General features: G+C 64.1%; 26 protein-coding genes and 2 pseudogenes. 13 read left to right on the top strand and 15 right to left on the bottom strand.

Annotated features, from left to right (window positions below; all coding sequences use genetic code 11):
* Position 1 precedes the first annotated feature (1 nt).
* From ACQCST_RS11680 to ACQCST_RS11660, 5 genes are all read right to left on the bottom strand, one after another.
* A complete protein-coding gene (locus ACQCST_RS11680; RefSeq protein WP_426995949.1) occupies positions 2-1,795 on the bottom strand; it encodes a nickel-dependent hydrogenase large subunit in 1,794 nt (597 codons plus the stop codon).
* 28 nt (positions 1,796-1,823) lie between these two features.
* On the bottom strand, positions 1,824-2,882 hold the full coding sequence (locus tag ACQCST_RS11675; RefSeq protein ID WP_426995948.1) for a hydrogenase expression protein HypE: 1,059 nt from the start codon (positions 2,880-2,882) through the stop codon (positions 1,824-1,826).
* A gap of 52 nt (positions 2,883-2,934) precedes the next feature.
* Positions 2,935-3,840 carry a hydrogenase nickel incorporation protein HypB gene (gene hypB / locus ACQCST_RS11670; RefSeq protein ID WP_426995947.1) on the bottom strand — a complete coding sequence of 302 codons (906 nt, stop codon included), beginning with the start codon at positions 3,838-3,840 and terminating at the stop codon, positions 2,935-2,937.
* 3 nt (positions 3,841-3,843) lie between these two features.
* Positions 3,844-4,185, bottom strand: coding sequence for a hydrogenase maturation nickel metallochaperone HypA (locus ACQCST_RS11665; protein ID WP_426995946.1), 342 nt, complete (start codon positions 4,183-4,185; stop codon positions 3,844-3,846).
* A 75-nt stretch (positions 4,186-4,260) separates the two neighbouring features.
* Entirely contained in the window at positions 4,261-5,424 is a 1,164-nt protein-coding gene (locus tag ACQCST_RS11660; RefSeq protein WP_426995945.1) for a HoxN/HupN/NixA family nickel/cobalt transporter, read from the bottom strand.
* A 309-nt stretch (positions 5,425-5,733) separates the two neighbouring features.
* Here ACQCST_RS11660 and ACQCST_RS11655 point away from each other — a divergent pair, with 309 nt between their 5' ends.
* A complete protein-coding gene (locus ACQCST_RS11655; RefSeq protein ID WP_426999223.1) occupies positions 5,734-6,000 on the top strand; it encodes a hypothetical protein in 267 nt (88 codons plus the stop codon).
* A gap of 98 nt (positions 6,001-6,098) precedes the next feature.
* Here ACQCST_RS11655 and ACQCST_RS11650 read toward each other — a convergent pair.
* The 3 genes and pseudogenes from ACQCST_RS11650 to ACQCST_RS11640 form a co-directional block, all read right to left on the bottom strand.
* Positions 6,099-6,640, bottom strand: a pseudogene (locus tag ACQCST_RS11650) (transposase); the annotation flags it as partial.
* 345 nt (positions 6,641-6,985) lie between these two features.
* Positions 6,986-8,374, bottom strand: coding sequence for an FAD-binding oxidoreductase (locus ACQCST_RS11645; RefSeq protein ID WP_426995944.1), 1,389 nt, complete (start codon positions 8,372-8,374; stop codon positions 6,986-6,988).
* Between the two features lie 285 nt (positions 8,375-8,659).
* A complete protein-coding gene (locus tag ACQCST_RS11640) occupies positions 8,660-9,463 on the bottom strand; it encodes an alpha/beta fold hydrolase (protein ID WP_426995943.1) in 804 nt (267 codons plus the stop codon).
* 156 nt (positions 9,464-9,619) lie between these two features.
* Here ACQCST_RS11640 and ACQCST_RS11635 point away from each other — a divergent pair, with 156 nt between their 5' ends.
* From ACQCST_RS11635 to ACQCST_RS11620, 4 genes and pseudogenes are all read left to right on the top strand, one after another.
* Complete coding sequence (locus tag ACQCST_RS11635; RefSeq protein WP_426995942.1) at positions 9,620-9,763, top strand: hypothetical protein; 144 nt, start codon at positions 9,620-9,622, stop codon at positions 9,761-9,763.
* A gap of 473 nt (positions 9,764-10,236) precedes the next feature.
* Positions 10,237-10,596, top strand: coding sequence for a nitronate monooxygenase (locus tag ACQCST_RS11630; RefSeq protein ID WP_426995941.1), 360 nt, complete (start codon positions 10,237-10,239; stop codon positions 10,594-10,596).
* 31 nt (positions 10,597-10,627) lie between these two features.
* Positions 10,628-11,107: pseudogene (locus ACQCST_RS11625) on the top strand (NAD(P)H-dependent flavin oxidoreductase); the annotation flags it as partial.
* A 6-nt stretch (positions 11,108-11,113) separates the two neighbouring features.
* A complete protein-coding gene (locus ACQCST_RS11620; protein ID WP_426995940.1) occupies positions 11,114-11,272 on the top strand; it encodes a hypothetical protein in 159 nt (52 codons plus the stop codon).
* A 191-nt stretch (positions 11,273-11,463) separates the two neighbouring features.
* Here the strand turns inward: ACQCST_RS11620 and ACQCST_RS11615 are convergent, their stop codons facing one another.
* Both ACQCST_RS11615 and ACQCST_RS11610 read right to left on the bottom strand, forming a co-directional pair.
* Entirely contained in the window at positions 11,464-11,676 is a 213-nt protein-coding gene (locus ACQCST_RS11615) for a hypothetical protein (protein WP_426995939.1), read from the bottom strand.
* 315 nt (positions 11,677-11,991) lie between these two features.
* The gene (locus ACQCST_RS11610; protein WP_426995938.1) at positions 11,992-12,249 is read right to left on the bottom strand and encodes a mycoredoxin; all 258 of its coding nucleotides are present in this window, start codon (positions 12,247-12,249) and stop codon (positions 11,992-11,994) included.
* A gap of 176 nt (positions 12,250-12,425) precedes the next feature.
* Here ACQCST_RS11610 and ACQCST_RS11605 point away from each other — a divergent pair, with 176 nt between their 5' ends.
* On the top strand, positions 12,426-13,175 hold the full coding sequence (locus tag ACQCST_RS11605) for an SOS response-associated peptidase (RefSeq protein WP_426995937.1): 750 nt from the start codon (positions 12,426-12,428) through the stop codon (positions 13,173-13,175).
* Between the two features lie 155 nt (positions 13,176-13,330).
* Positions 13,331-13,657: a chorismate mutase gene (locus ACQCST_RS11600; RefSeq protein WP_426995936.1), complete on the top strand. Its 327-nt coding sequence runs from the start codon at positions 13,331-13,333 to the stop codon at positions 13,655-13,657.
* A 22-nt stretch (positions 13,658-13,679) separates the two neighbouring features.
* Here the strand turns inward: ACQCST_RS11600 and ACQCST_RS11595 are convergent, their stop codons facing one another.
* The 3 genes from ACQCST_RS11595 to ACQCST_RS11585 all read right to left on the bottom strand — a co-directional run bounded on the left by ACQCST_RS11595 (position 13,680) and on the right by ACQCST_RS11585 (position 15,166).
* Positions 13,680-14,069, bottom strand: a complete 390-nt coding sequence (locus ACQCST_RS11595) for a hypothetical protein (RefSeq protein ID WP_426995935.1) — start codon at positions 14,067-14,069, stop codon at positions 13,680-13,682.
* A 121-nt stretch (positions 14,070-14,190) separates the two neighbouring features.
* Entirely contained in the window at positions 14,191-14,634 is a 444-nt protein-coding gene (locus tag ACQCST_RS11590; protein WP_426995934.1) for a pyridoxamine 5'-phosphate oxidase family protein, read from the bottom strand.
* A gap of 67 nt (positions 14,635-14,701) precedes the next feature.
* Entirely contained in the window at positions 14,702-15,166 is a 465-nt protein-coding gene (locus ACQCST_RS11585) for a pyridoxamine 5'-phosphate oxidase family protein (protein ID WP_426995933.1), read from the bottom strand.
* 170 nt (positions 15,167-15,336) lie between these two features.
* On the opposite strand from ACQCST_RS11585, the gene ACQCST_RS11580 reads away from it, so the two are divergent.
* Positions 15,337-17,055, top strand: a complete 1,719-nt coding sequence (locus tag ACQCST_RS11580) for a GAF domain-containing protein (RefSeq protein WP_426995932.1) — start codon at positions 15,337-15,339, stop codon at positions 17,053-17,055.
* Positions 17,056-17,059: 4 nt separating this feature from the next.
* Here ACQCST_RS11580 and ACQCST_RS11575 read toward each other — a convergent pair whose 3' ends face one another.
* Positions 17,060-17,758 carry a response regulator gene (locus ACQCST_RS11575; RefSeq protein ID WP_426995931.1) on the bottom strand — a complete coding sequence of 233 codons (699 nt, stop codon included), beginning with the start codon at positions 17,756-17,758 and terminating at the stop codon, positions 17,060-17,062.
* Between the two features lie 388 nt (positions 17,759-18,146).
* On the opposite strand from ACQCST_RS11575, the gene ACQCST_RS11570 reads away from it, so the two are divergent.
* Together ACQCST_RS11570 and ACQCST_RS11565 are read left to right on the top strand one after the other, a co-directional pair.
* Complete coding sequence (locus ACQCST_RS11570) at positions 18,147-18,512, top strand: hypothetical protein (RefSeq protein ID WP_426999160.1); 366 nt, start codon at positions 18,147-18,149, stop codon at positions 18,510-18,512.
* Positions 18,509-22,018, top strand: coding sequence for a DNA polymerase III subunit alpha (locus ACQCST_RS11565; protein WP_426995930.1), 3,510 nt, complete (start codon positions 18,509-18,511; stop codon positions 22,016-22,018). Before ACQCST_RS11570 ends, ACQCST_RS11565 begins: the two co-directional genes overlap by 4 nt.
* Positions 22,019-22,021: 3 nt before the next feature.
* On the opposite strand, the gene ACQCST_RS11560 is transcribed toward ACQCST_RS11565, so the two are convergent.
* Entirely contained in the window at positions 22,022-22,543 is a 522-nt protein-coding gene (locus ACQCST_RS11560) for a GNAT family N-acetyltransferase (protein WP_426995929.1), read from the bottom strand.
* A 130-nt stretch (positions 22,544-22,673) separates the two neighbouring features.
* On the opposite strand from ACQCST_RS11560, the gene thrS reads away from it, so the two are divergent.
* Genes thrS through pgsA form a run of 3 tightly spaced genes read left to right on the top strand, consistent with a single transcriptional unit; the run spans position 22,674 to position 25,891 of the window.
* Complete coding sequence (thrS, locus tag ACQCST_RS11555) at positions 22,674-24,680, top strand: threonine--tRNA ligase (protein ID WP_426995928.1); 2,007 nt, start codon at positions 22,674-22,676, stop codon at positions 24,678-24,680.
* 19 nt (positions 24,681-24,699) lie between these two features.
* Positions 24,700-25,287 (top strand): HIT family protein, encoded by a 588-nt coding sequence (locus tag ACQCST_RS11550; RefSeq protein WP_426995927.1) that lies wholly within the window; start codon positions 24,700-24,702, stop codon positions 25,285-25,287.
* The gene (gene pgsA / locus ACQCST_RS11545; RefSeq protein ID WP_426995926.1) at positions 25,277-25,891 is read left to right on the top strand and encodes a phosphatidylinositol phosphate synthase; all 615 of its coding nucleotides are present in this window, start codon (positions 25,277-25,279) and stop codon (positions 25,889-25,891) included. The genes ACQCST_RS11550 and pgsA overlap by 11 nt, the downstream gene beginning before the upstream one ends.
* The last annotated feature ends 83 nt before the right edge of the window (positions 25,892-25,974 follow it).

Genomic DNA, 25,974 nt, shown 5'->3' with positions numbered 1-25,974 from the left:
GCTACTCTCCGGTCAGTGACTGCGTCGGGGAGTGCAGCTTCTCCAGGGTCTTGCCATCGCCGAGGTACATGTGAACGCCGCACGGCAGGCAGGGGTCGAAGCTGCGCACGGTGCGCATGATGTCGATGCCCTTGAAATGTTCGCGGTCATTCTCCTCGAAAATCGGCTGGCCCTGCACCGCATCCTCGTACGGTCCCGGGGTTCCGGAGGCATCGCGAGGGCTGGCATTCCACGGCGTCGGGGGATAGGGATGGTAGTTGGCGATCTTGCCGTCGCGGATGACCATGTGGTGGGAGAGCACTCCGCGGACCGCCTCGGTGAAGCCGCAGCTGACCGCCTCATCGGGAACCTCGAAGCTTTCCCACGTCTTCGTGTGCCCGGCGCGGATCTCCTCCAGCGCCTTCTCCGCAAAATGCAGAGCCGCGGCGGCAGCGTAGGCCTGGAAGTAGGTCCGCGCGCGGTTGCGTTCAATCGTGTTGCTCCATTGCGGAATCTTCCACTCCAGCGACACCGGTCCCTTCAGCGCGGTTTTGGGCAGGTTGATCTGGACGCTGTGACCGGTGGACTGGATGTAGCCGACATCGACCAACCCTGCCAGCGCCGTAGACCACAGCCGTGCCAGCGGGCCGCCTCCGGTGTCCAGCGCCAAATTGTCCGTACCGTCAAACCAGCGCGGCGACATCACCCAGCTGTACTTGTTGTCCAGGTCGCGCTTCTGCGGCTGCGGATTGGTGTGCTGGTTCCACGGGTGCCGCCGGTCCACCGGGTTGCCCAGCGGGTCATTGGTGACGAACATTTCCTGGTCATTCCAGTCCTCATAGTAGGAGGAACCGAGCATGATCCGGATGCCCAGGTTGATCCGGACCAGGTCCGTGGTCACCAGTTTCCCGTCCACCACGACGCCGGGAGTGACGAACATCTTCCGGCCCCACTCCGTCATGTCCTTGTAGGCGAAGTTGCAGTAGTCCGGGTCCTGGAAGGAACCCCAGCAGCCCAGCAGCGTGCGCCGCAGCCCCACCTGCTCGTAGCCGGGCAGGGCGTCGTAGAAGAAGTCGAAGAGGTCGTCGTGCATGGGCACGACCTTCTTCATGAATTCGACGTAGCGCATCAGCCGGGTGATGTAGTCCGTCATCAGCTGGATGGTGGCCACGGTGCCGACGCCGCCGGGATACAACGTGGAAGGGTGCACATGGCGTCCCTCCATCAGGCAGAACATCTCGCGCGTCAGCCGGCTGACCTGCAGGGCCTCCCTGTAGAACTCACCCGTGAACGGGTTCAGCGAGCGCATGATGTCCGCAATGGTGCGGTATCCGTGCTCGGCCGCGTGCGGGGAACGGGTGTTTTCCGCCTTGGCCAGCACCCCGGGGTTGGTCTCGGAGACCATCCTCTCGCAGTAGTCAACGCCCACCAGGTTCTCCTGGAAGATGTTGTGGTCGAACATGTACTCGGCCGCCTCGCCCAGATTCACAATCCATTCACCCAGCGCCGGGGGCTTCACCCCGTACGCCATGTTCTGCGCATAGCAGGAGCAGGTGGCATGGTTGTCGCCGCAGATCCCGCAGATGCGGCTGGTGATGAAGTGCGCGTCGCGCGGATCCTTGCCGCGCATGAAGATGGAGTAGCCGCGGAAGATCGAGGACGTGCTGTGGCATTCCACCACCTGCTTGTTGTTGAAGTCGATCTTGGTGTAGATGCCCAGGCTGCCAACAATGCGGGTGATGGGGTCCCACGCCATCTCCACAAGGCCCTCCTTACCGGCTGCGCCCTGGGCGGGCATTGGAATCGTCGAAGTCATTGCTTCACCTCTTTCAAAGTTGGCGTTGCTACCACGTGCGGGTTGCACCGGTGAGCAGTTGTCGGCCCGGCTTGCGCCAACTCGGTTCCTTGTCCAGCGTGTTCATGGTTATTTTGCGTAGCGCGCGGATGGTGGCCCCATAAGGCCCGACGGCGTTCGTGCTCAGTTTTCCTCCGGGCGGTTCATCCATGAACGGCATGAACTTGTCCGGGAATCCCGGCATGGTGCAGCCGATGCAGATCCCGCCCACGTTGGGGCAGCCGCCAATGCCGTTCATCCAGCCGCGCTTGGGCACGTTGCACTTGACCACCGGACCCCAGCAGCCCAGCTTCACGATGCACTTGGGTGAGCCGTATTCGGTGGCGAAATCGCCCTGCTCGTAGTAGCCGGCACGGTCGCAGCCCTCATGGACCGTCTTTCCGAACAACCACGTCGGCCGCAGGGCCTCATCCAGCGGAATCATCGGTGCCTGCCCGGTGGCCTGGTAGAGCAGGTAGGTCATGGTCTCCGAAAGGTTGTCCGGCTGGATCGGGCACCCGGGCACGCAGACAATCGGGATTCCCGCCTTGGACTTCCAGTCATAGCCAAGGTAGTCCGGCACCCCCATGGCCCCGGTCGGGTTCCCTGCCATCGCGTGGATGCCGCCGTAGGTGGCGCAGGTACCGGCCGCAATGATGGCCGTGGCCTTCGGCGCCAGCCTGTCCAGCCACTCGCTGGTGGTGATCGGCTGTCCGGTCTCCAGATTGTTGCCGAAACCGCACCAGTAGCCGCCCTCCGCGTGCAGCTTCTCGTTCGGGATGGACCCCTCGACCACCAGCACAAACGGTTCCAGCTCGCCTCGGTCGGCCTTGCGGAACCACTCGAGGAAATCGTCCGCACCCTCCTGCGGCCCGCACTCAAAGTCGATCAGCGGCCAGTGCATGGCGATCCTCGGCAGACCGGGCAGGGCTCCGAGGGCGATTTCTTCGACGCTGGGCTGCGTTGCCGCCGTCAGGGCGACAGAGTCTCCATCACAACTGAGTCCCGCATTGATCCAAAGGACGTGGATGAGAGTATCTTCGGCCTGCATCGCTGCAGCAGTAGGCATCGTTGCCTCCTTCGCGAGCCGTACCCCGGGGAGCGGGCTCAGTAAGTGAACATCAGGGCATCAGAGACGAAATCCGATGCTCTCGCGGTGCGGCGCCGAGCGCCGCAGGAGTGCCGGCCTGGTTCCTGATCCAGTCGAACCAGCCGTCCAAACCCTCGCCAGTGGTGGCTGAAACAATCAGCATTTCGACGCCGGGATTGAGCTGCCGTGCCTGGCGGAGGCACCCGTCGACGTCGAAGTCAACATAGGGGAGCAGATCCGATTTATTGATAATCACCAGATCGGCTGCCGTGAACATGTTCGGATATTTCAGAGGTTTATCATCGCCTTCCGTGACAGAAATGATTACTACTTTGGCGCTCTCGCCGAGGTCGAATAGCGCGGGGCAGACCAAATTCCCCACGTTTTCGATGAAGACTGTAGAGCCGGCCTCCGGATTGAGGGCATCCAGACCGTGCTGCAGCATCTCGGCATCAAGGTGGCAGCCGGCCCCGGTGTTGATCTGGATGACCGGACGGCCGGTGGCGCGGATCCGCTCGGCATCCACCGAGGTCTCCTGGTCGCCTTCGATCACGCCGATGTTCAGCGCGCTGCCTTGCTCCTGGATGGTGCGCACCAGCAGGGTCGTCTTGCCGGATCCGGGGGAGCTCATCACATTGAACGCCCGGATCCCGCGGCCCTCCAGCCAGCCCCGGTTCCGTGCGGCCAGCCGGTCATTCTTGGCCAGCAGGTTCTGCTCCAGGGTTATCGTCGTACGCTCGCCGGCGCCGTCATGTGTGTGGGGCAGGGCGCCGTCGTGCGTGTGCTGGTGCGTGTGGCCGACGTCGTCGCGCGTGCGGGTGTGATCGTGCGGATGTTCGTGATCGTGTACCTGTGATTGTGGATGGCTGGCCTGGGATCCTTCGAGATTCGAGATCCGGACTCCGGCGTCGTCGCTGCAACCACACGTTGTACACATTAGTCAGGCCACTTCCACGGACGTGAGCATAAGTTCCCGGCCACTGATGATTTCGACGTCGGCGCTGCCGCAGGGGCACAGCGGGATCAGGTCCTCCATGGTGGCATCCTGGCCGCAGCTGCGGCAGCGGGTTACTCCCTGGGGTTCATCGATCAGCAACTGTGCCCCGGCCAGCGGCGTGCCGTCGGAAATGAGTTCGAAGCAGAACCGCATGGCATCCGGCAGAACCCCGGACAGCCGCCCGACCCGCACGTGTACACCCATGACCGCCTGCGTGCCGGTACGGTCCAGAACCGCATCGACAAGGCTTTGAGTAATGGAGAGTTCGTGCATGGGCTTTGCCACCTCGTGAGTCTAATGTAGGCGCACTAATAGCAAACTTCAAGGGCCGACGACGGCCCTGGGATGACCTGGTCTGCGTCACGGCCGCCGCCCTTCCTGGTCCGCGGCGGCGGTGCCGGCCGGGGATTCCTGTGGCTCGGGCGAACCATTCCACTTGTCTTCGATGCGCCCGAATTTCCAGATGGCCACGGCAACCAGCCACGCGAGGATGAAGACCGCGACGATTGCGTAGCCCACCGAGTTCAGATCCAGTTGACCGAAGGCGGCCAGCGGGCCCGTCCGTATTCCGGCGCCCTGCACCGCGATCGAGATGAGCTCGATCGAGCCGATGACCAGGGCGACGGCGACCGAGAGAGCCGTAATGACCAGGTTGTAGTAGATCTTCCGGACAGGCCGGGAAAACGCCCAGCCGTAGGCGAAATTCATGAAGCAGCCGTCGATCGAATCCAGCAGGCTCATCCCGGCGGCGAACAGCACGGGCAGTGTCAGGATGGCATACCAAGGCAGCGAAAAGGCCGCGGCGCCGCCGGCGAGGATCAGCAGGCTGACCTCGGTCGCCGTATCGAAGCCGAGGCCGAAGAGGAGCCCGACGGCGTACATCTGCCAGGGCCGCGTGACAATCCGCGTGGCGCCGCCAAAAATCCGGTTGATCAGGCCGCGGTTGTTCAGCTGCTCCTCGAGGGCGGCCTCGTCGTAGTCGCCGTGGCGCATCCGGCGGAACACCTTGACGATTCCCACCAGCAGCACCAGGTTCAAGATGCCGATGATGTACAGGAAAACGCCGGAAATCCCGGCCCCCACCAGATCTACGACCGCGTGCAGCGTGGAGGATGAGGCATCCAGCTGGTCGGCCAGCGTGCTTACTCCGCCGGCCAACAGCACACACAGGCCGAAGACAATGCTGGAGTGTCCCAGGGAGAACCAGAATCCTACGGACAAGGGTCTTTTGCCGTCGTTCATCAGCTTCCGCGTGGTGTTGTCTATCGCGGCTATATGGTCCGCGTCGAACGCGTGCCGCAGACCCAGTGTGTACGCAGTCACCCCGAGTCCCACACCAAATACCCCCGCCGAGCCTCCCGGGAGGACACCCGGCGCTGCCACCGCCGCCAGGACGCCCCAACCCACGGCATGAAGGAGCAGGACGAAGCCCGCCATACCTCCAATCGAGGCCCATTCGCGTGCTGTCAGCGCTTTCCTGGCCCTGCCAAGCCGGGACAATGTCACCGTGGTCGCTGAGTTCATAAGCTTGCCCTGGGTTCCGCCGCTGGTGCCGAATAACCGGTGATGCCTGAAGTAGCTGCAGTCTACGCCGGAGGCTGCAACCGGTACAGGGCGCGACCACACTCATCAATAGTGCTCGCGAGATGGGGTGCTTGCCTCATTTGGGAAACGCTCGCGTAAATCACTAGCCGCCCCGGGCACGGCGGCGACGAGGAGGGATGGGTCTATCGATGGGAACGCGTCGGGAAATCACGAAGAAGTACGCACGGGATTACGGGGAGAAGTCTTATGTGCAGACTTTGTACATGTCGCACAACCCACCTCTTTCAAGTGCCAAGTTCGTTTTACGCCCTCCTGGACGAAAGGGATGAACTCGCCACCACACGAGCCCCGCGAAGCAAGGATTTTCGCAGGATCGAAGAACAGCTCGCCGATGAGAAAGCCAAGACACGGCGGCTGCGCGAAAAAGTACGGCAGCACGAGGGGCAGCTCACCTCGGCGGTGACCGTCATGCTGGAGCTGCAGACCATGATCTCCGAACAGAACACTTCCTCGACCGTCAGCAGCATAAGCAGAAAACAGACCAACAGGTCGTGACAAAATCCACAGCGCCTACTGGCGGTGTCCCCTCCATTTCCTCCGAGCCCGTCGGAGTCCACCGATGTCACCACATTCGCCCCCGTCACTCCTATTCGAAAGGCGGAGAGAAACAGGACGCGTTTGAGTGCCTTGTTGCCTCTGCGCGAGGCGTGGTCGCCGCGGATGGAGCTGCTGGAGCGCCAGGTGACGGGGATAGCCCTGTGTAGGAGGCGAGATGTTCGTCGTCAGCGAAGTTCTTACCGACGACGTCGTCGAGGATCCGTGCGGCTGTCGCGACGGCCACCGCCGGCATGGATGTCAGGACGGGGTGAAGAGAGTGGGCCTCCACAGGGCCTCGAACGGGCCAGGCCCTCGCCCTGGCCTCATGCATACCGGCCAGCATGCCCGCCAGCTCCGGAAGGACGATTCCCGCGGCACTCGTCCCGACGACCACGACGTGCTGTTCATCCAGGGCCGCCACAATCTGCTCTGAGAGCTGGTTGAACATCTTAGGTGCGGATTTCCGCAGCCTGGCGATGCGTTTCCGCCCGGCCTTCCGGGGAGCTCCGGGGGTGGGCCACGTACGGATCAGATCGAGTATCGCCAGGTGGTCCAGGGGCGGTCCGAGGACCCGTTCGAGGGCGGGATGGATCTGGGAGCAGCCCTCGGGCGAGCACCGCGCTGGCGGGGCTGGCGGAGGTCGTAGAGCATCCGCCACAGCGTCTTCTCCCGCAGGGCGACACATCGCGGCAGCAGAGCCGGTCGTTCCGGGATTGAGGCACGGCGTTGCTGTCGTCGTTGTACTCCCGCTGCCGCTCGGCCGTCACAGGCAGCTCCGGGCTGGTCCAGTGCTGCCTGTCCGCGCACCAAGCCATCCATAGGCCGACCGCGACGCGGTTGCGGATTCCACGTGGCCGGCCTTGGCCTCGCCACCCTAGGCTAGATGTTCGCCTCGCTCACGCCGTCGGCGCAGCGTCTGGCGGTGGAATGACGTCGGCGTCCGTCACCGCGCGACCGCGGACGGCTTGATGTTCTGGTTGACGTGGAAGAAGTTGTCGGGATCGTATTTCGCCTTCACCTGGGCGAGCCGGGCGTAGTTGGCTGCGTAGTTGTCCTCGATCCGTGACTGGTCGTCGGCGTCCTGGAAGTTGATGTAGCCGCCGGGCTCGGAGTACTCATGGAGCGCCGACCAGTAGTTGCGCACCCATGCGATGTGCTCCGCGTTCTCCGTCGGATCCGGCCACTGCCCGGCGATCACCGGGGCGAACGCGACATCCCGGTACGCGAACGCGGTCGCGTCGGACGCCACGCGCTGCACTGCGCCGTCGATCGGGTAGAAGTGGTTCGCTGAGTGAACCGTCGGGATCCCTGGGGAATACTCGACGGCGACGCGGAGCGCGTTGTCACTGAGGGTGCTGAGGAAGTCGGCCTTCCAGTAGCCCTGGAGCCCGGGAACGCCGTTGAGCCCGTCGAACATGACGTTGAGCGCGGGGTAAGGCATCGGCGCGAACATGGATCCCAGAGAAGGTGCGAAATCCAGGACGGGCTGCCAGCGCGCCTGCCCCTCGTCGAGGTCCCCCGTCCACATGCCTGCGACGACCGAGACTGGCTTGCCGTGCCATCCTTCAGGGAGGAAGGGGACTGGAGGCCCCTGGTGGAACCCTAGGAACGCGCCCATCTCCTCCGGCTGCGCAGCGATCCATTCCCGGTAGGCGGCACCCACCTCTGCGCCTGCGGTGGCATCGAAGAAGGCGAGCCCCACGAAGACCATGTCGAGCGGGTGGAGTTGGAACTCGAACGACGTCACAGCGCCGAAGTTGCCGCCCCCGCCTCTCAAGGCCCAGAAAAGGTCCGCGTTCTCCGACTCACTGGCCGTCACGAAGGTGCCGTCAGCCAGGACGACATCCGCCGAGATGAGGTTGTCACATGCGAGTCCATACTTGCGTGTGAGATACCCGATGCCGCCGCCCAGCGTCAGGCCGGCTACACCGGTCGAACCGATGATTCCGCCTGTGCTCGCAAGACCGAACGCGTGGGTCGCGTGGTTGAAGTCCGCCCATGTCGCCCCGGCCTCGGCCCGGGCCCGCCGCGCCACGGGATCGACCCTGACGCCCCGGCGGGCCGAGAAGTCGAGGACGAGCCCGCCGTCGACCGTCCCGAAGCCGGGCGCGCTGTGCCCGCCGCCGCGCAGTGCGACGTCGAGGCTGTTTTCGCGTGCGAAACGGACCGCAGCCATGGCGTCAGCCACCTGCGAGACGCGGAGGACGGCGGCCGGGCGGCGGTCCACCATGCCGTTGAAGACCACGCGCGCCGCGTCGTACTCGGGGTCGCCGCTCTCGATAACCTGGCCGCGGACCTGCTCCCGTAGAACATCGAACTGCTCGGTGCCCATAGCGCTCTCCAAATGCTCATGTGACCGAGGGGCGAGCCGGCCGAATTCAGTGCCCCAGCCGAAGAAGGCCCGATAACTCTTTCGTTTTACGCTCAGACCTATGGTGTGTCAAGAGGCCTTCGGGTCAATGGGACACTACGTCGAGTCCGAGGCCGTGTACGTCTCAGCGGCCAACCGGGCGGGTGGCGAACCGGCCACCGATGGGGACGCCTACTCCTGCCTGATCAACACAGACTGCCAGCACAGCGCCGTCCCGTCATCAGCGACTGGGGCGGGAACGCCGGGTCAGGTCTGGCTGTGCGCGTGCAGCCAACGGCGCACCGCAGCGGCGAACGCTTCCGGGTCCTCGATAAAGCTTAAGTGACCCACGTCTGGGAGGATCACGAGCTCGGATCCCGGGATCCGCCGGTGCATGTCCTCCGCCACCGTGACCGGTGAGCGAACGTCAGCGGCCCCATACAGCAGGAGCGTCGGGACCGTGATAGTCGGCAGTACTGGGCTGTAGTCTGCGCGCCCTGACGCAGCCAAGAGCGCACGCATCCCGGACGGGCGGAAGTCCTCGAAGAGTCTGGCGACCTGGGCCTTCATCGGCTCCGTGGCCCGCTCCGTGAGGAGCGTGGGCAGCCAGACCGGGATGATCTCGGACGGAGGTTTTTCGAGCTCCGCACTCACTTGGCTGTAGCGTCGCTCGACCTCCTCAGGCGGGAGCGAGCCAGCCCAGCCGGCATACGCCGAGGCGAGGATAAGCGTTGCCGGGATCTCGGGATGTTCCTTCCACAGGTCCAGCGCAACAACCGAGCCGAAGGACAGACCCAGCACGTGCGGCTTCTGCGTCCCGCCTGCAAGACCGAGCGCCGCGAGGAATCCGGCGAGGATCTCGCCCAGAGTGCCTGCCCCGTCCACCAGGTCGTCAGACTCCCCACAGCCCGGCGCGTCCCACGCGACGACGGTGAACTCGTCGGAGAGGTCCTTGAGCTGTTGTTCCCAGACCCGGCTGTCTTCATAGGTCCCGTGCAGGAGGACCAGCGGCGGGCCGGTGCCCGCGGCCCGGTACGCGATGCGCTGGGCATCGACTTTGACGGCATCCATGCGATCACTATCGGGGCGCTGCCCTGAGGTGTCAAGGCCGCGTCCGGAGGGGCAGTGGCAACGGCGCCAAGGATGCCACATATCGGGAAAGTACAATTTGCGGTTCCACTGGTATTCGCAGCGCGTAGCGCGAGGACATCCTCCGGGACTGCACGTTTGCCTTCTGCGATGCCGTCCACCGATCCGGACTCCGAGGCCCTCTGGGCGCAGACCTCCGAGCGGTGGACGGCCAACATGCGTCGGTCCATCGCCGACCTCGGCGCGAATGGCGAGCTACGCACCGCCCTGACGGCCTCGTAGTCGGAGTCGAAGGCCATCCGCGTCGCTCCCGAGGCCAGCTGCTCGGCGGCCCTCCCGCGCAGCCATGCATCGTGCGCCCCCGTCCCGGGCGTCCCGACCCTCGTGGACGCCGTGGCCGAGCAGGAGCGTGGAGGACCGGCGCTAGGCGCGTACAAGGTCGCCGGCCACCGTGACCTTGGGGCGCATTGTCGGCGGGTGTTGATCTACCCGCAACCGACAGCCATCTCGGCCGCCCGTCGTACCAGGAAGTTGAGAATCAGACCGTCCCCAACGCGCCGGCCGAGGAGTGGTTCATCGCGTACTGCGTCCCTGACCTGGCCGACCAGACGCAGGCCGACCTCGCTACTCTGCGCACGAAGTCGCTTGCATGCGTGCAGCCCACTATGTGACGGCAACCGGTTCGACCCATCGGAGGCCGCCCGGGTTAACCGATCCGGATCCGGTTGGCTGCTCGCGGAGGCCGGCGACACAAAATGACCGCGTCGGAGCGTAAAATCGGCCTGATCAACGGCTTCTCCGGGAGGAATGAAATGCTGCGGACAACCTTTTGCGAAGTGGTCGGAGTCGAGCACCCTATTGTTCAGGCGGGCATGGGACCATTCGGCAGCTGCTCCGAACTGGCGGCCGCGGTGTCCAATGCCGGCGCCCTGGGCAGCCTGGGCGGCGCGGCCCGGTCACCTGAAGACCTGCAGCAACAACTGGCCGTTCTTCGCACGCTGACCGAGCGACCGTTTGCGGTCAACTTCACGCAGCCCTGGCTTCAACAGCATCCCGAGTCCTTCGACATCGCCCTAGAGATGCACGCGCCGGTCGTGTCCCTTTGCCCTAAGTGATCCGGGCGATTTACCCACGCGTGCACATGAGGCGGGTGCCCTGTTTATCCAACAGGTGCATACGGTGGAACAGGCGCTTCTTGTCTCTGAGCGGGGAGTTGATGTGATCATCGCCCAGGGAACCGAGGCAGGGGGCTTCGGCGGCAAGGTCTCGACAATGGCCCTTGTCTCCCAGGTGGTTGACGCTGTGAGTCCGGTGCCGGTGCTGGCAGCCGGAGTAATCGCCGATGGCAGGGGTTTGGCCGCTGCCCTCCTCCTCGGTGCACAGGGCGTGAACCTTGGTACCCGGTTTCTGGCCTCAGAAGAGGCGGCCATCAGCGACGAATGGAAACGGGCCATTTTGGCGGCCGGTTCCGAGGACGCTGTGAAAGTGGACGTGTGGGATGACATCTTCGGCAAGCCCGGCGGCCGTGCCTTCGATGTTGATCCCCGCGCCCTAGAGACGCAGTTCATCGAGCAATGGCAAGGCCACCGCGCGGATGCGGCCGCTGACGCCTCGCGTCTCCAATGAGAGATCATGAGCGCCATCCAACGGCAGAATATGGAGCGGTTCGTGCCGTTCACGGGACAGGCGGCCGGCCTGATCGGAGAGATCCTGCCGCCCCGGGACATAGTCCGACGACTTATCGTGCAGGCCACCGAAGCGCTGGAGAGGACATCCCGTCTTTATGGCTGACGTCCGTGGAAGCCGAACCTTCGGGTTGGAGCTGCCGGCGATCGGGGCTGCGGCATTGACCGGGAGGCTGGGGAAAGGACGATACCGGCTCTCCGGAAACTGTGGCACCTATCCCGTCCGTCCGGGCAGGGTGGTCAGCACTGTTGGCTGCCCGGCCGGGTCCTGCCGCGACCGTCCCTGAGCTTGGGCTCTTATGGAGTCCCTTTGGCCATACGGTCAATCTGCGCCTCAATACCGCCGGCATCGCGCACAATTTCCGTATAGATCCGGCCGGAGCTGAACTTGCCGTCCAGGACCTGAAAGAAGAGATGGCCCCCCTCCACCAGATGTACGAGTTGGTCGCGGGCGCCGCCGGCCCATGGCGGAGTTCCGTACTTATACAACGCGCTATACACGGATTTCATAGTGCGCCTTGGGAGGGCGGATTGCGTTTCTTTCCGGTGATGGAAGCGGAGCTGTCCCATAGTGGTGAAGACCAGGGGTAGCTGGGCCAGGGCGTACAGGCCGTGGAACAGGTAATGGCTGGGAGTTTGCTCCGATGCGAAAGGGAGGAACGGCAGCGGGAGGATGCTCAGAACGCCGCCGCCCACGCCGCAAGCACCTCTCACCCCTGGGCTGGGAACACCTCAACCTCAGCGCCAACGGCTGTACCAATGGTCCCCGAGGCCAGGTAATCGGTGTCTTTAGCTGCGGACACCGGCCACCCGGCCTCTTCAGACTCAGGCGGCGAGACGGCTCTTGACCTCGGCGACCGAAGGATTGGTGGCCGCGGTGCCGTCCGGGAACAGCACCGTGGGAACGGTCTGGTTTCCACCATTGAGCTTTTCCACCAGAGCGGCGGTGCCCTCAACCTCTTCGATATTGATCTCCGTGTAGCCGATGCCCTGGGAATCCAGCTGCTTCTTCAGACGGTTGCAGTAACCGCACCAGGTGGTGGAAAACATGGTGATGGTGCCGGTTTCGGGGGTAAAGTCCACGGGGCTCTCCTGAAATGTTTGCGGGTTCGTTCTGGTCAACGGTAACCCGGCCGCCCCTATTCCCCGCCAGTCTCCGCGGGGATGTGACCTGAGAGCCGCCGGCAGCCGCTGGCAGTCCGCCGTTGGGCCCGGCGGGCAGTGATGACACAGCGCGGCCACGGTGACATGCTGGTGCCATGTGTGGACGCTATGTGATGGCGCGGGCCGTCGGGGATCTGCTCGCGGAATTTGATGCCAGGCTTGAAGAGGAATTCGAGATCCCGCCGTCGTGGAATGTTGCGCCCACCGATGATGTTCCCATTGTCCTGGAGCGGCTGATTGACGGCGGCCCGGTCCGGCAACTGCACGTGGCCCGGTGGGGCCTGGTGCCTTCGTGGGCGAAGGATCCAGGCATCGGCTCGAAAATGATCAATGCGCGCAGCGAGTCTGTGCTGGAGAAGCCGGCATTCCGCAAGGCCGTCAAGACCAGGCGCTGCGCGGTGCCAGCGGACGGCTACTTTGAGTGGAAACAGGGCGAAGGCCGCACCAAGCAGCCCTACTATGTGCACCCGGCGGAGGGCAGCGGCATGGTTTTCGCGGGACTGTATGAGTGGTGGAAGGATCCTTCTAAGGCCGACGGCGATCCTGCACGCTGGATGCTGTCAACGTCAATCCTGACGGCCGACACGCCTCCGCCGGGCGCCGAGTCCACCGTGTTCGGGAAGCTGACTGCCCTGCACGACCGTGTGCCGCTGCCCATGAGCAAAGAAACCATGGAGACGTGGCTTGACCCGCAGGCGGATGACGCCGCCGCCCTGGTGGATCTGGTCCGTGACGGGGTGAAGGATGTCGCCGCCGGCTGGCACGTGGATTCCGTCGGCCAGGCTGTCGGGAACGTCCGGAACAACTCCGCTGACCTCATCACGCCGGTGGCAAGTCTCTTTTAGTCCGGCAGGAATCAGACTGTGACGTGGCCGCCGTCGTCCACTGTCCAGATGGGGTTGAAAGACCCGGTCCACCTCATGGAAACGGCGGGAGGCGTCAACATTGCGCACTCCCAGTGAGATGAAATCGACTCGGGCCTGCATACTTCGATACTGTCATGGACATGCCGACAAATCACGGACACGACAAAGACGCCAAGGCCGACAAAGAACAGCTCGCAGCGGTGCGAATCGCCGTTGATGAAGTCGATGAGCAGATCGTCACGCTCATTGCGCGGCGTGAACGGCTGATCCGGATTTCCGGAACCCTGAAGGGCGATGACGCCGAAGTCCGTGCACCAGGCCGGGTGGAACGTGTTGTTGAGCACGTCAGGGCGGCTGCGGTGAAGAAGGACATTGATCCTGACATTGTGGAATCGACGTACCGGGCCATGATTTCCGCGTTCATCGAACTGGAGCTGAGAGTCCACAAGGACAACAGCTGAGCGGTCCCGGACTGGCTCTTCTCTAGAGCGCCTCGTCCACGGCTACACCGGACTGGAATTCCCGGCCGTCGGCTTCACTGAACGCCGTCATGAGATGCCCCTTGCCCAGTCCGTGGATTGCGGCCAGCGGGAAGTTTCCGGTGATGGTGTTTCCAGAGTGCGAGACGCCGCTGAGCGCATAGTTTTCCTCCGTGCCCTGCTCATGGCTGAACGAGTAGAAGGCGATCGCCTCCCCGTTCATGAACTCGATGCCGAGTCTGCGCTGCGATGAGTAGTCCGGAGTGGCTGCGACCAGCCCAACCACGTAGGCCCCCGAACCCGGGATGTTTCCCTCGATATCGAACTTCGCCACAAGGGCGGAGTCCTGGGCGGCGATGCTTACGTGCTTGAGGAGTGCGTCATTGGTACTCATGGCTCCATCCTGCTCTCTGCGCCCCCTGCCCGTCCACCCCTGATCTGCTGCCGGACGGGCGAACGGAGTCCAACCCGATGGTCTCGAATCCCGGTTCGGCAAGGCCCGGACGGCAGGGGAGTCAGCCGAGGTGCACACCCCGTCCGGTGAGGGTGGCCGCGTCGATGCGGATGAATAGATTCCGTGCTCCGCCACCCCAAGGCTCGGGCATGATCTGTCCCCACAAGTCCGTCAGGAGCTCCGGTTCCATCACCCGGGATGACGGGCCGCTGGCCAGCACGGACCAACCCTCGCTGCGCGCTGGACGGGCGTCATCAACCTGAAAGGACGACTGCTGGTGCGGGACGGCATCGCTGATTATCCCGTCCGGAGAAGTGCGGAAGTAGATGGCCTTGTTGTGCACAAGGTAGTTGACGGGCAGGATCATGACCCGGCCGTCGCGCACGAATCCGAAGCGTCCGGTGGTTTCCGAGCGGAGCAGGTCCCAGCACTGATCCTCGCTGTATTCTGTCGTGACGTGCCGGGCGCCGTCGATGCGGCCTGGTGCCATGTTGGGTATGGACATGTCCGTTCCTTTTCTATCGGTTGCGTCGGGGAGACGGCAGGTTTGGCCGGCCGCTTCCAGCAGGGGGCTAGTGAAACGTGGAAGTCCGGGCATCCGAATCAGGCGTGTTCCAGATGTCCGGCCGGGTGGTCTTGAACCGCCGCCCCGTGAGCGACTCGGGGGTCAGCCTCAGGTAGTGGTTCTTGTCGCCAGGCTGCCAGGGATCCAGATGCAGTGCTCCTGCGGCGGCCTGCTGCCCGGGGTCCAGTACCAGCTCTGCGCGGCCCCGGACCATTACACTCCAGGCGCTCGCCGAGCCAGCCTCGTATCCATCGATTTCGAGGGCACACTGATCCCGCACCGTGCTCCAAAGCTTCGTTCCGGACCCGGTGCGGAAGACAATGGTTTTCTGGTCCACGACATAGTTGACGGGGAAAATCTCGGGGTGCTCGCCGACAATCACGGCCAGCCTTCCGACGAGGGTACGGTCCAGCAGCTCCCAGCACTCATCAGGGGCAAGCCGTTCGGTCGCGTCTCGCTGTTTGGGGCTCATAGCTTTGACCGTACGGTGCAGAGAGCGGCACCGTTAGGGCCTTTAGACCCCGCCTCAGGCTGAAGTCTGGTTGATCACGCCATGGCGCGGTAGTCTTTCCTCGGATATGCGTCCGGCTGAAATTCCGGGCGTTCAGATCCGCGTGATTCGCATCCGGCGGAAGGTGGCACATGGAAGGTCCCGTTCCGGGCTCTGACCCCGGTGAACGTCCGCTCACGGCCGGCATCCGGATCGAGGACCTGCTCAAGGATTTCGTGGCCCGGGCAGGGGAGCTGGTCCACGCACAGGAACGCATGCGCGGACTCCTTGAAGCCGTGGTGGCGGTGGCCGAAGACCTCAGCCTGGAAGCCGTACTGGACAGAGTGGTCAGATCGGCATGCCAGCTGCTGAACGCCAGGTACGGAGCCCTTGGCGTCCTGGGCGAAGAAAGGTCGCTGAGCCATTTCATCACCGTCGGAATCGACGTGGAAACGGCCGGGCGCATCGGCCCGCTGCCTACGGGGCACGGCGTACTGGGACTTCTGATCAGTGACCCGGCGCCGTTGCGGCTTCACGAGCTGCGCCGCCACCCGAAATCGTACGGGTTCCCCGAACACCACCCGCCCATGGACTCTTTCATCGGCGTGCCTGTCCGGGTGAGGGACGTGGTGTTCGGCAACCTTTATCTGACCGAAAAAGAAGGCGGAGGTGACTTCACCGCCGAAGACGAGGACCTCGCTGTTGCCTTGGCGGCCGCCGCCGGCGTCGCAATTGAGAACGCGCGCCTGTACGAGGACGCCCGCCGCCGGGCACAGTGGCTGGAGGCCTGCATGGACGTCACGGGCCGGATGAGGGGTGAGGAGCAGGAAGGTCAGCGCCAGGACGGGGGCCTGGACCTCATCGCAGCCCGGGCGCTCCAGGAATCCGAATCGGATCTTGCGCTCATCCTGGTACCCGACGGCGGAACGGGGTCCTTCCGCGTCATCGGCGCAGCCGGAGAGCACGGCGCGCACTACGCCGGACGGGTGTTGGCTATGGACGTTCCTGAGGTCAGGGCGATCCTGGCCACCGGAAAAGCCGCGCTTCTGGACGATGCCACCGAATGCCTGGCTTCGGCTGAGGGCCTCGCCTGGGGCAGGCTCCTCGCAATAGACCTGAGTGCGCTGGGGACACATCACGGGCTTCTGATGCTGGCAAGGAATCCCGGGGCCGCAGCATTCTCCCGGACCGATGTGGACATGGGCTCCGTCTTCGGATCCCATGTTGCGCTGTCCCGGGAACTTGCCCGCGCCCACCGGATGCGGGAGCAGCTCGTAGTATTCACAGACCGTGACAGGATTGCCCGGGATCTGCACGACGTCGTGATTCAACGGCTGTTCGCCGCAGGGCTGAGCATCCAGAGCCTGCGCCGGTTCACCACGGACGAATCCGCCATGGACAGAATCGAGGCGGTGACAGGAGAGCTGGACGAGACAATCAGGGATCTCCGTGACACGATTTATTCGCTGCGGGCCACCTCCGGTGAGAAGGAGCTGCTCAGTAGCCGCGTGCTCCAGTCAGTCCGCAGCGCTTCCATGACACTCCCGTTCGCACCGCGCCTGACCATGACAGGGCACATCGATTCAGTGTCGGATGCCGGCATGGTTTCGAATCTGCTGGCCGTCGTTTCAGAAGGCCTCAGCAACGCGATCCGGCACTCAGGCGCAGACTCCATTGCCGTGTCCGTGGCTGCGGCGGATGGCAGGGTGACTCTCCTGATTCAGGACAATGGCATGGGGTTCAGCGATCCCGTGCCCGGCAACGGTCTGGCGAACATGAAGCACCGAGCCCGGGATCTGGAAGGGTCATTCACCGTGGAGAGCTCGCCGGCTGCCGGGACGACGCTGGTGTGGTCGGTTCCGTTGAACTGAAACTTCAGCGAATCCGTGGGGCCTGCGCGCCAGATTCATGAGCCATGTACACAGCGGCCTGGGTGCGCCGCTCAAACCCCAGCTTCGCCAGTAGCGAGGAGACATAGTTCTTCACCGTCTTCTCGGCCAGGAGCATGTTCTCACCGATCTGCCTGTTGGTCAGGCCTTGGCCCACGAGCTCCAGCACCCGGCGCTCCTGCGGGGTCAGCGATGCGACCCGCGGATCAACGTGCTCGGGCTCCACCAGCCCCTGAATGATCCGTGCCTTCAACTCGGCATCAAACAAGGACTCGCCCCGGGCCGCACTGCGCAGAGCCCCCAGGAGATCAGTGCCGCCGATTTCCTTGAGCACGTACCCCGCCGCGCCCGCCAGAACGGCGCCCCGCAGCGCCTGTTCGTCGTCGTAGCTCGTCAATATCAGACAGTTCAGCGATGGGTCCACTGAGCGCACTTCACGGCAGACCTCAATGCCCGTCCCGTCCGGCAGCCGGGCATCCAGAACAGAGACGTCCGGGCGGAGGGCCGGAATCCGCCGGGCTGCTTCTTCTGCCGACCCGGACATTCCGACAACAACAAAGCCCTCGCCCTCCAGGAGCTCCTGCAGGCCACGTCGGACCAGTTCGTGATCGTCCAGGACGAAGACACGGATGGGTCCGGCTGCCGGTGCCTCGGAGGTCCGGAGCGAATCTTGTGGGCGATCCATTTTCCTCCTGCCTGCAGCCGGTACGGCTACAAAGAACGCCGGCATGTCGTGGTTGCCGGCCCTGCAATTGTTGCCGAGCACCCGGAGGGTGGCAAGGGTCCAATGGCCCGGGTCGGTCCCGCGACTTTCGGCCCTATCGTCGGGGCCGGATCCTGGTCAGTCCAGACGGGCGGGCCGCTTGCGAGTGAACGGAGGGGACATGGCCAGCGCTGCCCAGCCCGTCCTTTCCCTGTAATCCACTCCTCGTCGAAGGACCACCAGGGCGCCGAGGCCGTTCTCACAGGCCCGGAAACCTCGGTGTAGGTTTTGTCCGGCCCCCGGCGTAGACTGAAGTTATTAGAACATGTATTCGAATAACTTCATTTTCAGTTTGTTCCGGGAGGCACCCATGGGCATGTTCAGCGAGTCTGTAGACGTCGTCTGCACCCCTGGCGGCCAGCCATTGAAGCTTCAGTGGGCAGGCCGCCAGTACACTGTCTGCGCCGAGCCGGTGCGGTGGTATGAACGGCGTCAATGGTGGGCTGAGGAAAGCCGCGCGCCGCTGGGAAGCGGCCCAGGACTGGTGGACCACGAGATCTGGCGGATCCAGGTCCGGGCCTCTGACGCTAAGGCCACTGGCATGCCGCCAGGAAAACGCGCTGTGCCGCCGCTGTTCCCGGAGGACCCGCTCACCCTTGACCTGGTCCGGCAGACAGGCAGCGGCCGCTGGAGGCTGCTGCGGATCCATGATGCGCTCCGTCCCAGAAGCGCATGACGTTCACACATCTGCACGTTTCCACAGCCTTCAGCGCCCACTATGGTGTGTCCTGGCCTGATGAGCTGGCGCAGGCCGCAGCCGCGGACGGCGCCACGGCGCTCGCCTGCACCGACCGCGACGGCCTGTACGGAACCGTCAAACACCTCAAAGCCTGCATGGCTGCCGGGCTGGATCCTGTAGTGGGGGTTGACCTTGCGGTCTTTGACGACGACGGCGACCTCCGCACCCAGCTCGCGGGCCGCGTCGTCGTACTTGCCAATGGACAGAACAACGGCGCCGGCTACCGGGCCCTCTGCCGGCTGATTTCGGACGCCCATGTCCGCACCTCCGGCAAAGCCGGGGGAGCGGTGCCGGTGGCGGTCACCCGGGCAGAACTTGCCTCCAGAACCCTGCACCCGGAAACCCTGAAGCCGGTGCTCACCGTGCTGCTCGGGCCGGATTCCGACGTCGGACGTGCCATGGGCGGGCGCCGCTACCTCCGGCCGCGCACCCTTTTTAAACGCTGGCTGGACGCCATGCCGCAGGGAACCGTGGTGACGGAAGTGGTGTCCCAGCTCAGCGCACCGGGTCAACCGCTGAGCACGGCCCACGCAGTGCGCATGCTTAAACTGGCTGAGGAATACGGAGTGCCGGCAGTGCTGAGCAATGCAGTACGTTACTGCGCCGAGGACGGCGCCGCCACGGCGGACGTACTGGATTCCGCCCGCACCCTGAAATCCCTGCCCGAACTGTCCGCTGAACCGCTGCTCCAGCCCAACGGGCAAGGCTGGCTGAAATCCCCGGCGCAGATGCTTCAGCTGGGCAAGGAAATCATCCATGCCGCCGCATATGGTGCCGCGGACCTCAAACAGCTGATGGCGCAGACGGAGGCGCTCGCGGACCGCTGCCGGATGGACCCGGTCACGGACATGGGCTGGAAACAGCCCGTGGTCCCGGAGGCCTCGGTGATCGGTATTACAGGGGATCCGCTGCTGGAGCTGACGCAGCGCTGCGAGGCGGGGATCAGCCGGCGGTTCCCGGGGATCTCCGGCAAACCGGCGGCTCAGATGCGCACCCGGCTGGAGCATGAGCTGGGGATCATCGCGAACCTGGGCTTCGCGTCCTACTTCCTGACCGTGGCCGAAGTATCCCGGATGATCCTGGACATGGGGGTCCGGGCTGCTGCCCGCGGATCCGGGGCCTCCAGCCTGGTCAACTACCTGATCGATGTCAGCCAGGTGAATCCGCTGCAGCATGACCTGATCTTCGAACGGTTTCTCTCCCGGGACCGGGCCACTCTGCCGGACATCGATATCGACGTCGAAAGCGCGGAACGGCACAACGTCTACCGGAAGATCTTTGACCGTTTCGGTGCTGAGCGCGTCACCCTGATGAGCATGCAGAACGGCTACCGCGCCCGCGGCGCTGTCCGGGATGCCGGTATGGCGCTGGGCATGGATGATGGCGATGTGGGTGAGATCGCCAAACAGCTGTGGCGTTTTTCGGCGCGGAAGTTCCGCGAAGCCCTGGTGGAGAAACCGGAGTTGAGGGAATTCGCAGGGCGGGTGGAGCACAGGGACTTCAGGGAAAACCAGCAGCTGGATCTGCTCGTGGACCTGACCGAAAGGCTGGACCGGCTGCCGCGCCATATTTCCATGCATCCCTGCGGGGTGATCCTTGGGGACGCAACCCTGCTGGACCGGACTCCCGTCCAGCCCAGCGGGCTTGGCCTGCCCATGAGCCAGTTCGACAAACACGACATGGATCCCATGGGTATGCTCAAACTCGATGTGCTCGGTGTCCGGATGCAGAGCGCCATGGCCTTCGCTGTCCGCGAAGTGATCCGGCTTCATCCGTCCAAGGCCGAGGTGGTGGCGGCAGGCGCGCATCCTTCGGGGCCGGACGGCATGGGGCCGGACTACATCACCGAGGACGGCCGGATCGATCTCAACGCGGTGCCGCTGGACGATGAACCCACCTACGAACTGATCCGCAGCACCCACACGCTGGGCTGCTTCCAGATCGAGTCCCCGGGCCAGCGCGAGCTCGTGGGCAAAATGGCGCCGCGTGATTTCAACGACCTCATCATCGATATTTCGCTGTTCCGCCCGGGGCCGATGAAATCGGACATGGTTCGGCCCTTCCTTGAACACCGACATGGTTTTGCGCCGGAGGTCTACCCGCATCCGGCCCTGAAACCGGTGCTGCAGGAAACGCACGGGGTGACGGTTTTCCATGAGCAGATCCTGCGGACCTTCAATGTGATGACAGGCTGCGACCTGGCACGTGCGGATGAGTTCCGCCGCGCGCTGGGCAACGAGGCTCTTGAACCCAAGGTGGAGGAGTTCTTCCGGAAGGAGGCCCGGGCCAGGAACTACACGCCGGAAGTGGTGGACAAAGTCTGGGGAACACTAAAAGCCTTCGGCAGCTTTGGTTTCTGCAAGGCACACGGCGCGGCCTTCGCCGTGCCCACCTACCAGTCGGCCTGGCTGAAAGCCCACCACCCGGAGGCTTTCCTGGCCGGGCTGTGGGAACACGATCCCGGCATGTACCCCAAACGGCTGCTGGTGGCCGAAGCACGCAGGCTGGGCATCCCCATCCTGCCGCTGGACATCAACCGCAGCCACGCGGAGTACCGGGTGGAACGGGTTGATGCGGGGCCGGACCGGGGCAAGCTGGGAATCCGGCTGAGCCTGAACGGGATCTTCGGCCTGTCGGCAGCCGAACTTAAGCGGATGGTGGCCGGGCAGCCCTATGATTCGCTGGCGGATCTGCGCGCACGGTCCAGGCTGAGTAAGCCGAGCATCAAGCGGCTTGCCCAGCTGGGTGCGTTTGATTCCATGCACCGCGAATCCGGGGGAACCGCAAACCGGGCTGATCTGGTCCACCACCTGCAGAACCTGCAGACCCGTCCGGGCAGAAAAGGCATCGACGTTATGGAGGGCCAGCTGACCCTGCCACTGGGCGATGTTGAGTTGCGGAATGTGAAGGCCGGGCTCCCGGAACCAACTTTGGTGGAGAACGTCCGGGCGGAGCTGGACCTTATGGCCATTGACGTCAGCGGGCACCTCATGGACAGTCACCGGCCCATGCTGGACAGGCTCGGCGTCACCACGGCAGACAAGCTGCTGGGGCTGCGCAATGGTACGGAGGTGCTGGTTGCCGGCGTCCGGATCGCCACCCAGACGCCGCCCATGCGCGGCGGTCGCAGGGTGGTGTTCATCAGCATCGACGACGGCACAGGCTGCGTTGACTCAGTCTTCTTCCATGAAGCGCAGGAGCAGGCCGGACCTCTGCTGTTCGGTACCAGGCTGCTGCTGATCCGTGGCACCACCCGCAGGACCGGGCCCAAGGGCATGAGCCTGAGTGCCAGCATGGCGTGGGACCTCAGCCAGGTGGAGACCCTGCCGTTCCCCGAGCATGGACCGGCAGCCGTTGATTCCACCGATCCGGAAGAGTTCAGGCAGCCCGGCCCGTTGGACGGCATTACCAGGACGCTGGCCATCACCGGGCTCGGCGGCTGATCGCTACAGCGGCCGCGCGAACCGGAGAAGGCCATCCTCCGGACCAGCTTCGAGCACCGTGAAACCGCTGCGTCGCGCAACGCATGCGGAGGCAGGATTATCTGGATGAACCCGAATTACCGCTTCATGAAGCTGCGGAAACTGCCCAAGAAACGGCATCACCAGCACCACTGCTGCCGTTGCCAGTCCACGCCACGGGGGATACAGGCCATAAGCGACGTTAGCGTGACCGGGCCCTGCACCTGCGCTCTCCAGGTCAACGTCCAAAGTTCCGCACAGATCCGCTCCGCCGCGGATGCAGATGGCAAAAGCGAACTTTGGCCCACCATCCGCCCATGACTGGGAAACCCGGCCGATGTAGCTGCTGACGTGCACGAGCGAGGGCGCCGGACTGCCGGCATACCAGCGCACCAGCTGGCTGTCCTCACCGCCATAGTGCGCCGCAGCATCCCCGGGCTCCAGCGGGCGCAGCCAGATGTTTCCATCCGGGGGAGATGAACTCGCTGAGAATCGGGCCTGGTGCATTCACGTCTCCAAACTGACCCGCCCCGCACGCGTTGGTCGGCCTCCCCGGAAACCGATAACATGGACGAGGCTGGCTGTGGCCCCCGTACGCCACAAGCTACGAAGCCTAAACATTGAATAGGAGACACCCGTGTCAGATGCCCAGCAGATCACCCTCATCGTCGATGGCGAAGAGACCAAGGTGACTACCGGGACCACCGGCGCGGAACTCTTTTTTGAGCGCCGCGACGTCGTTGTCGCCCGCGTTAACGGCGAGCTGAAGGACCTGGACCAGCCGTTGCCCGAAGGTGCGGAAATCGAGAGTGTCACCATCGATTCCCCAGCGGGACTCGACGTACTGCGGCACTCAACCGCCCACGTAATGGCGCAGGCCGTCCAGCAACTGCGTCCCGACGCCAAGCTCGGAATCGGCCCGTACATTACGGACGGCTTCTACTTCGACTTCGATGTGGAAGAGCCGTTCACCCCTGAGGACCTCAAGACCCTCGAAAAGATGATGCAGAAGATCATCAACCAGAACCAGAAGTTTGTGCGCCGCGTGGTCACCGAAGACGAAGCCCGCGAAGCAATGAGGAACGAGCCCTACAAGCTCGAACTCATTGGCCTCAAAGGCGCCGGTTCCGATGCTGACGGTTCAAACGTTGAGGTGGGCGGCGGCGAGCTGAGCATCTACGACAACGTGGAGCGCAAGGAAGGAACCACGGTCTGGTGCGACCTCTGCCGCGGCCCGCACCTGCCCAACACCAAACTGATCTCCAACGCCTTCGCCCTGACCAGGTCCTCCGCTGCCTACTGGCGCGGCAGCGAAAAGAACCAGCAGCTGCAGCGCATCTACGGCACCGCGTGGCCCACCAAGGACGCCCTGAAGGCCTACCAGGAGCGCATCGCAGAGGCCGAGCGCCGCGACCACCGCAAGCTCGGTGCCGAGCTGGACCTGTTCTCCTTCCCGGATGAGCTGGGCTCGGGCCTGCCCGTGTTCCACCCCAAGGGCGGCATTATCCGCAAGGCCATGGAGGACTACTCCCGCCAGCGCCACGTGGACGCCGGCTATGACTTTGTCTACACCCCGCACATCACCAAGGGCCACCTCTACGAGGTTTCGGGCCACCTGGACTGGTACCGGGACGGCATGTTCCCGCCGATGCACATCGATGCGGAGTTGAACGAGGACGGCACGGTCCGCAAGCCAGGCCAGGACTACTACCTGAAGCCGATGAACTGCCCCATGCACAACCTCATCTTCCGGTCCAGGGGACGCTCCTACCGCGAGCTGCCGCTGCGCCTCTTCGAATTTGGCTCCGTCTACCGCTATGAGAAATCCGGCGTGGTGCACGGACTGACCCGGGTGCGCGGAATGACCCAGGATGACGCCCACATTTACTGCACCCGCGAGCAGATGAAGGACGAGCTCACCGCAACACTGAATTTTGTCCTGGGTCTGCTGAAGGACTACGGCCTGGAGGACTTCTACCTGGAGCTGTCCACCAAAAACGAAGATAAATTCGTCGGCGAGGACGCCGCGTGGGAGGAAGCCACCCGTACCTTGGCCGAGGTGGCAGAAGCCTCGGGCCTGGAGCTGGTTTCGGATCCGGGTGGAGCCGCCTTCTACGGTCCCAAGATCTCCGTGCAGGCGAAGGACGCACTGGGCCGGACCTGGCAGATGTCCACCATCCAGCTCGACTTCAACCTGCCCGAGCGCTTTGAACTCGAATTCCAGGCAGCGGACGGTACCCGCCAGCGGCCGGTCATGATCCACCGCGCCCTGTTCGGCTCCGTGGAGCGGTTCATGGGTGTCCTCACCGAGCACTACGCAGGTGCTTTCCCGGCCTGGCTGGCGCCGGTGCAGGTGGTTGGCATCCCGGTGGCGGAGGCGTTCAACGACTACATGTTCGACGTCGTGGACCGGCTCAAGGCTGCCGGCATCCGGGCCGAAGTGGACATCTCCTCTGATCGCTTCCCGAAGAAAATCCGGACGGCGAGCAAGGACAAGATCCCGTTTGTGCTGATCGCCGGAGGCGACGACGCCGACGCCGGTGCCGTCTCCTTCCGCTTCCGTGACGGCAGCCAGGACAACGGGGTGCCCGTCGCAGAGGCCGTGCAACGGATCGTTGACGCCGTCCGCAACCGGACCAGCTAGCGGAACGGAACAGCAGACGGTGCAGGAGACCACAGGCGCGGAGTATCCGGGCGACGCCGGCGTGACCGATGACTTCGGCCTCGCCGGCGTCCCTGATGCTTTCCAGCGGCTGTGGACTCCGCACCGAATGGCGTACATCAAGGGCGGTCAAAGCCAGTTCACGAACCAGGACGACTGTCCGTTCTGCGTGGCGCCGGGCCGGAGCGATGAAGAATCATTGATCGTCCACCGGGGAAGGACCAGCTACGTGGTGCTGAATCTGTTTCCCTACAACCCCGGGCATTTGCTGGTGTGCCCGTACCGCCATGTTCCGGACTACACCGATTTGAGTGTGGAGGAAACAGTGGAGTTCGCAGAGCTGTCACAGACGGCAATGCGCGTACTCCGAAAAGTGGCCAACCCCGGGGGCTTCAACCTGGGAATGAACCAGGGCACAGTGGGCGGGGCCGGAATTGCCAGTCACCTTCACCAGCACATCGTTCCGAGGTGGGGCGGAGACGGCAACTTCTTCCCGATCATTGCCCAGACCAAGGCGATCACCCAGACACTCGATGAGGTCCGCCAGCAGGTTGCCCAGGCGTGGCCCGGGGAGACCGATGCTGAATAGGCATGCCCGCGGATTTTTCACCGCGCTGTTCTCCCCGCTTGCCCGCTGGTTCCTGAAAGTCGGTGTTTCGCCGGACACCGTCACCATCATCGGCACCGCCGGTGTGGTGGTGGGTGCCCTGGTCTTCTATCCTCTGGGCCAGCTCTGGTGGGGCACCCTCTTCATCACCGCCTTTATTTTCTCCGATGTCATTGACGGCATCATGGCGCGTATGCAGAACGGCGGAGGACGCTGGGGAAACTTCCTCGATTCCACGCTGGACAGGGTTGCCGATGGTGCACTTTTCGCAGGTCTGGCTATCTGGTTCTTCACCGGCGGCGCGGATCATGCCATAGCGGTCGCCGCCGTCGTGTGCCTTGTTCTTGGCATGGTGGTGTCGTACGCCCGGGCAAAGGCCGAGGCACTCGGTTTCGAGGCGAATGTGGGCGTCGCGGAGCGCGCAGAAAGGCTTGTGTCCGTTCTGGTGGTCACCGGCTTCACCGGCCTGGGGCTGCCCAGCACCGTGCTGCTGGTGACGCTCGGTCTACTGGCCCTCGCAAGCCTGATTACAGTGGTGCAGCGCATCGTCACTGTGCACCGTCAATCGCTTGAAGATGCCCCGTAACCCGAATTAAGCGCCGCTGCCGCGGGGGACTAGTATTAGGACTGCCTGGTCAATGGGCCCGGCAATCCGGTGCGTGCAGGTTG

Source organism: Pseudarthrobacter sp. N5, from assembly GCF_050157035.1.
Lineage (GTDB): Bacteria > Actinomycetota > Actinomycetes > Actinomycetales > Micrococcaceae > Arthrobacter.
The sequence above is the reverse complement of the archived record's forward strand: the minus strand, read 5'-3'. Positions and strand labels throughout refer to the sequence as shown.

What these genes read in the sequence shown, in the direction of transcription:
- ACQCST_RS11680 (WP_426995949.1), bottom strand. Translation starts at nt 1,795, where the DNA reads ATGACTTCGACGATTCCAATGCCCGCCCAGGGCGCAGCCGGTAAGGAG.
- ACQCST_RS11675 (WP_426995948.1), bottom strand. Translation starts at nt 2,882, where the DNA reads ATGCCTACTGCTGCAGCGATGCAGGCCGAAGATACTCTCATCCACGTC.
- hypB (WP_426995947.1), bottom strand. Translation starts at nt 3,840, where the DNA reads ATGTGTACAACGTGTGGTTGCAGCGACGACGCCGGAGTCCGGATCTCG.
- ACQCST_RS11660 (WP_426995945.1), bottom strand. Translation starts at nt 5,424, where the DNA reads ATGAACTCAGCGACCACGGTGACATTGTCCCGGCTTGGCAGGGCCAGG.
- ACQCST_RS11645 (WP_426995944.1), bottom strand. Translation starts at nt 8,374, where the DNA reads ATGGGCACCGAGCAGTTCGATGTTCTACGGGAGCAGGTCCGCGGCCAG.
- ACQCST_RS11640 (WP_426995943.1), bottom strand. Translation starts at nt 9,463, where the DNA reads ATGGATGCCGTCAAAGTCGATGCCCAGCGCATCGCGTACCGGGCCGCG.
- ACQCST_RS11630 (WP_426995941.1), top strand. Translation starts at nt 10,237, where the DNA reads ATGACCGCGTCGGAGCGTAAAATCGGCCTGATCAACGGCTTCTCCGGG.
- ACQCST_RS11620 (WP_426995940.1), top strand. Translation starts at nt 11,114, where the DNA reads ATGAGCGCCATCCAACGGCAGAATATGGAGCGGTTCGTGCCGTTCACG.
- ACQCST_RS11615 (WP_426995939.1), bottom strand. Translation starts at nt 11,676, where the DNA reads ATGAAATCCGTGTATAGCGCGTTGTATAAGTACGGAACTCCGCCATGG.
- ACQCST_RS11605 (WP_426995937.1), top strand. Translation starts at nt 12,426, where the DNA reads ATGTGTGGACGCTATGTGATGGCGCGGGCCGTCGGGGATCTGCTCGCG.
- ACQCST_RS11600 (WP_426995936.1), top strand. Translation starts at nt 13,331, where the DNA reads ATGGACATGCCGACAAATCACGGACACGACAAAGACGCCAAGGCCGAC.
- ACQCST_RS11595 (WP_426995935.1), bottom strand. Translation starts at nt 14,069, where the DNA reads ATGAGTACCAATGACGCACTCCTCAAGCACGTAAGCATCGCCGCCCAG.
- ACQCST_RS11590 (WP_426995934.1), bottom strand. Translation starts at nt 14,634, where the DNA reads ATGTCCATACCCAACATGGCACCAGGCCGCATCGACGGCGCCCGGCAC.
- ACQCST_RS11585 (WP_426995933.1), bottom strand. Translation starts at nt 15,166, where the DNA reads ATGAGCCCCAAACAGCGAGACGCGACCGAACGGCTTGCCCCTGATGAG.
- ACQCST_RS11580 (WP_426995932.1), top strand. Translation starts at nt 15,337, where the DNA reads ATGGAAGGTCCCGTTCCGGGCTCTGACCCCGGTGAACGTCCGCTCACG.
- ACQCST_RS11575 (WP_426995931.1), bottom strand. Translation starts at nt 17,758, where the DNA reads ATGGATCGCCCACAAGATTCGCTCCGGACCTCCGAGGCACCGGCAGCC.
- ACQCST_RS11570 (WP_426999160.1), top strand. Translation starts at nt 18,147, where the DNA reads ATGGGCATGTTCAGCGAGTCTGTAGACGTCGTCTGCACCCCTGGCGGC.
- ACQCST_RS11565 (WP_426995930.1), top strand. Translation starts at nt 18,509, where the DNA reads ATGACGTTCACACATCTGCACGTTTCCACAGCCTTCAGCGCCCACTAT.
- ACQCST_RS11560 (WP_426995929.1), bottom strand. Translation starts at nt 22,543, where the DNA reads ATGCACCAGGCCCGATTCTCAGCGAGTTCATCTCCCCCGGATGGAAAC.
- pgsA (WP_426995926.1), top strand. Translation starts at nt 25,277, where the DNA reads ATGCTGAATAGGCATGCCCGCGGATTTTTCACCGCGCTGTTCTCCCCG.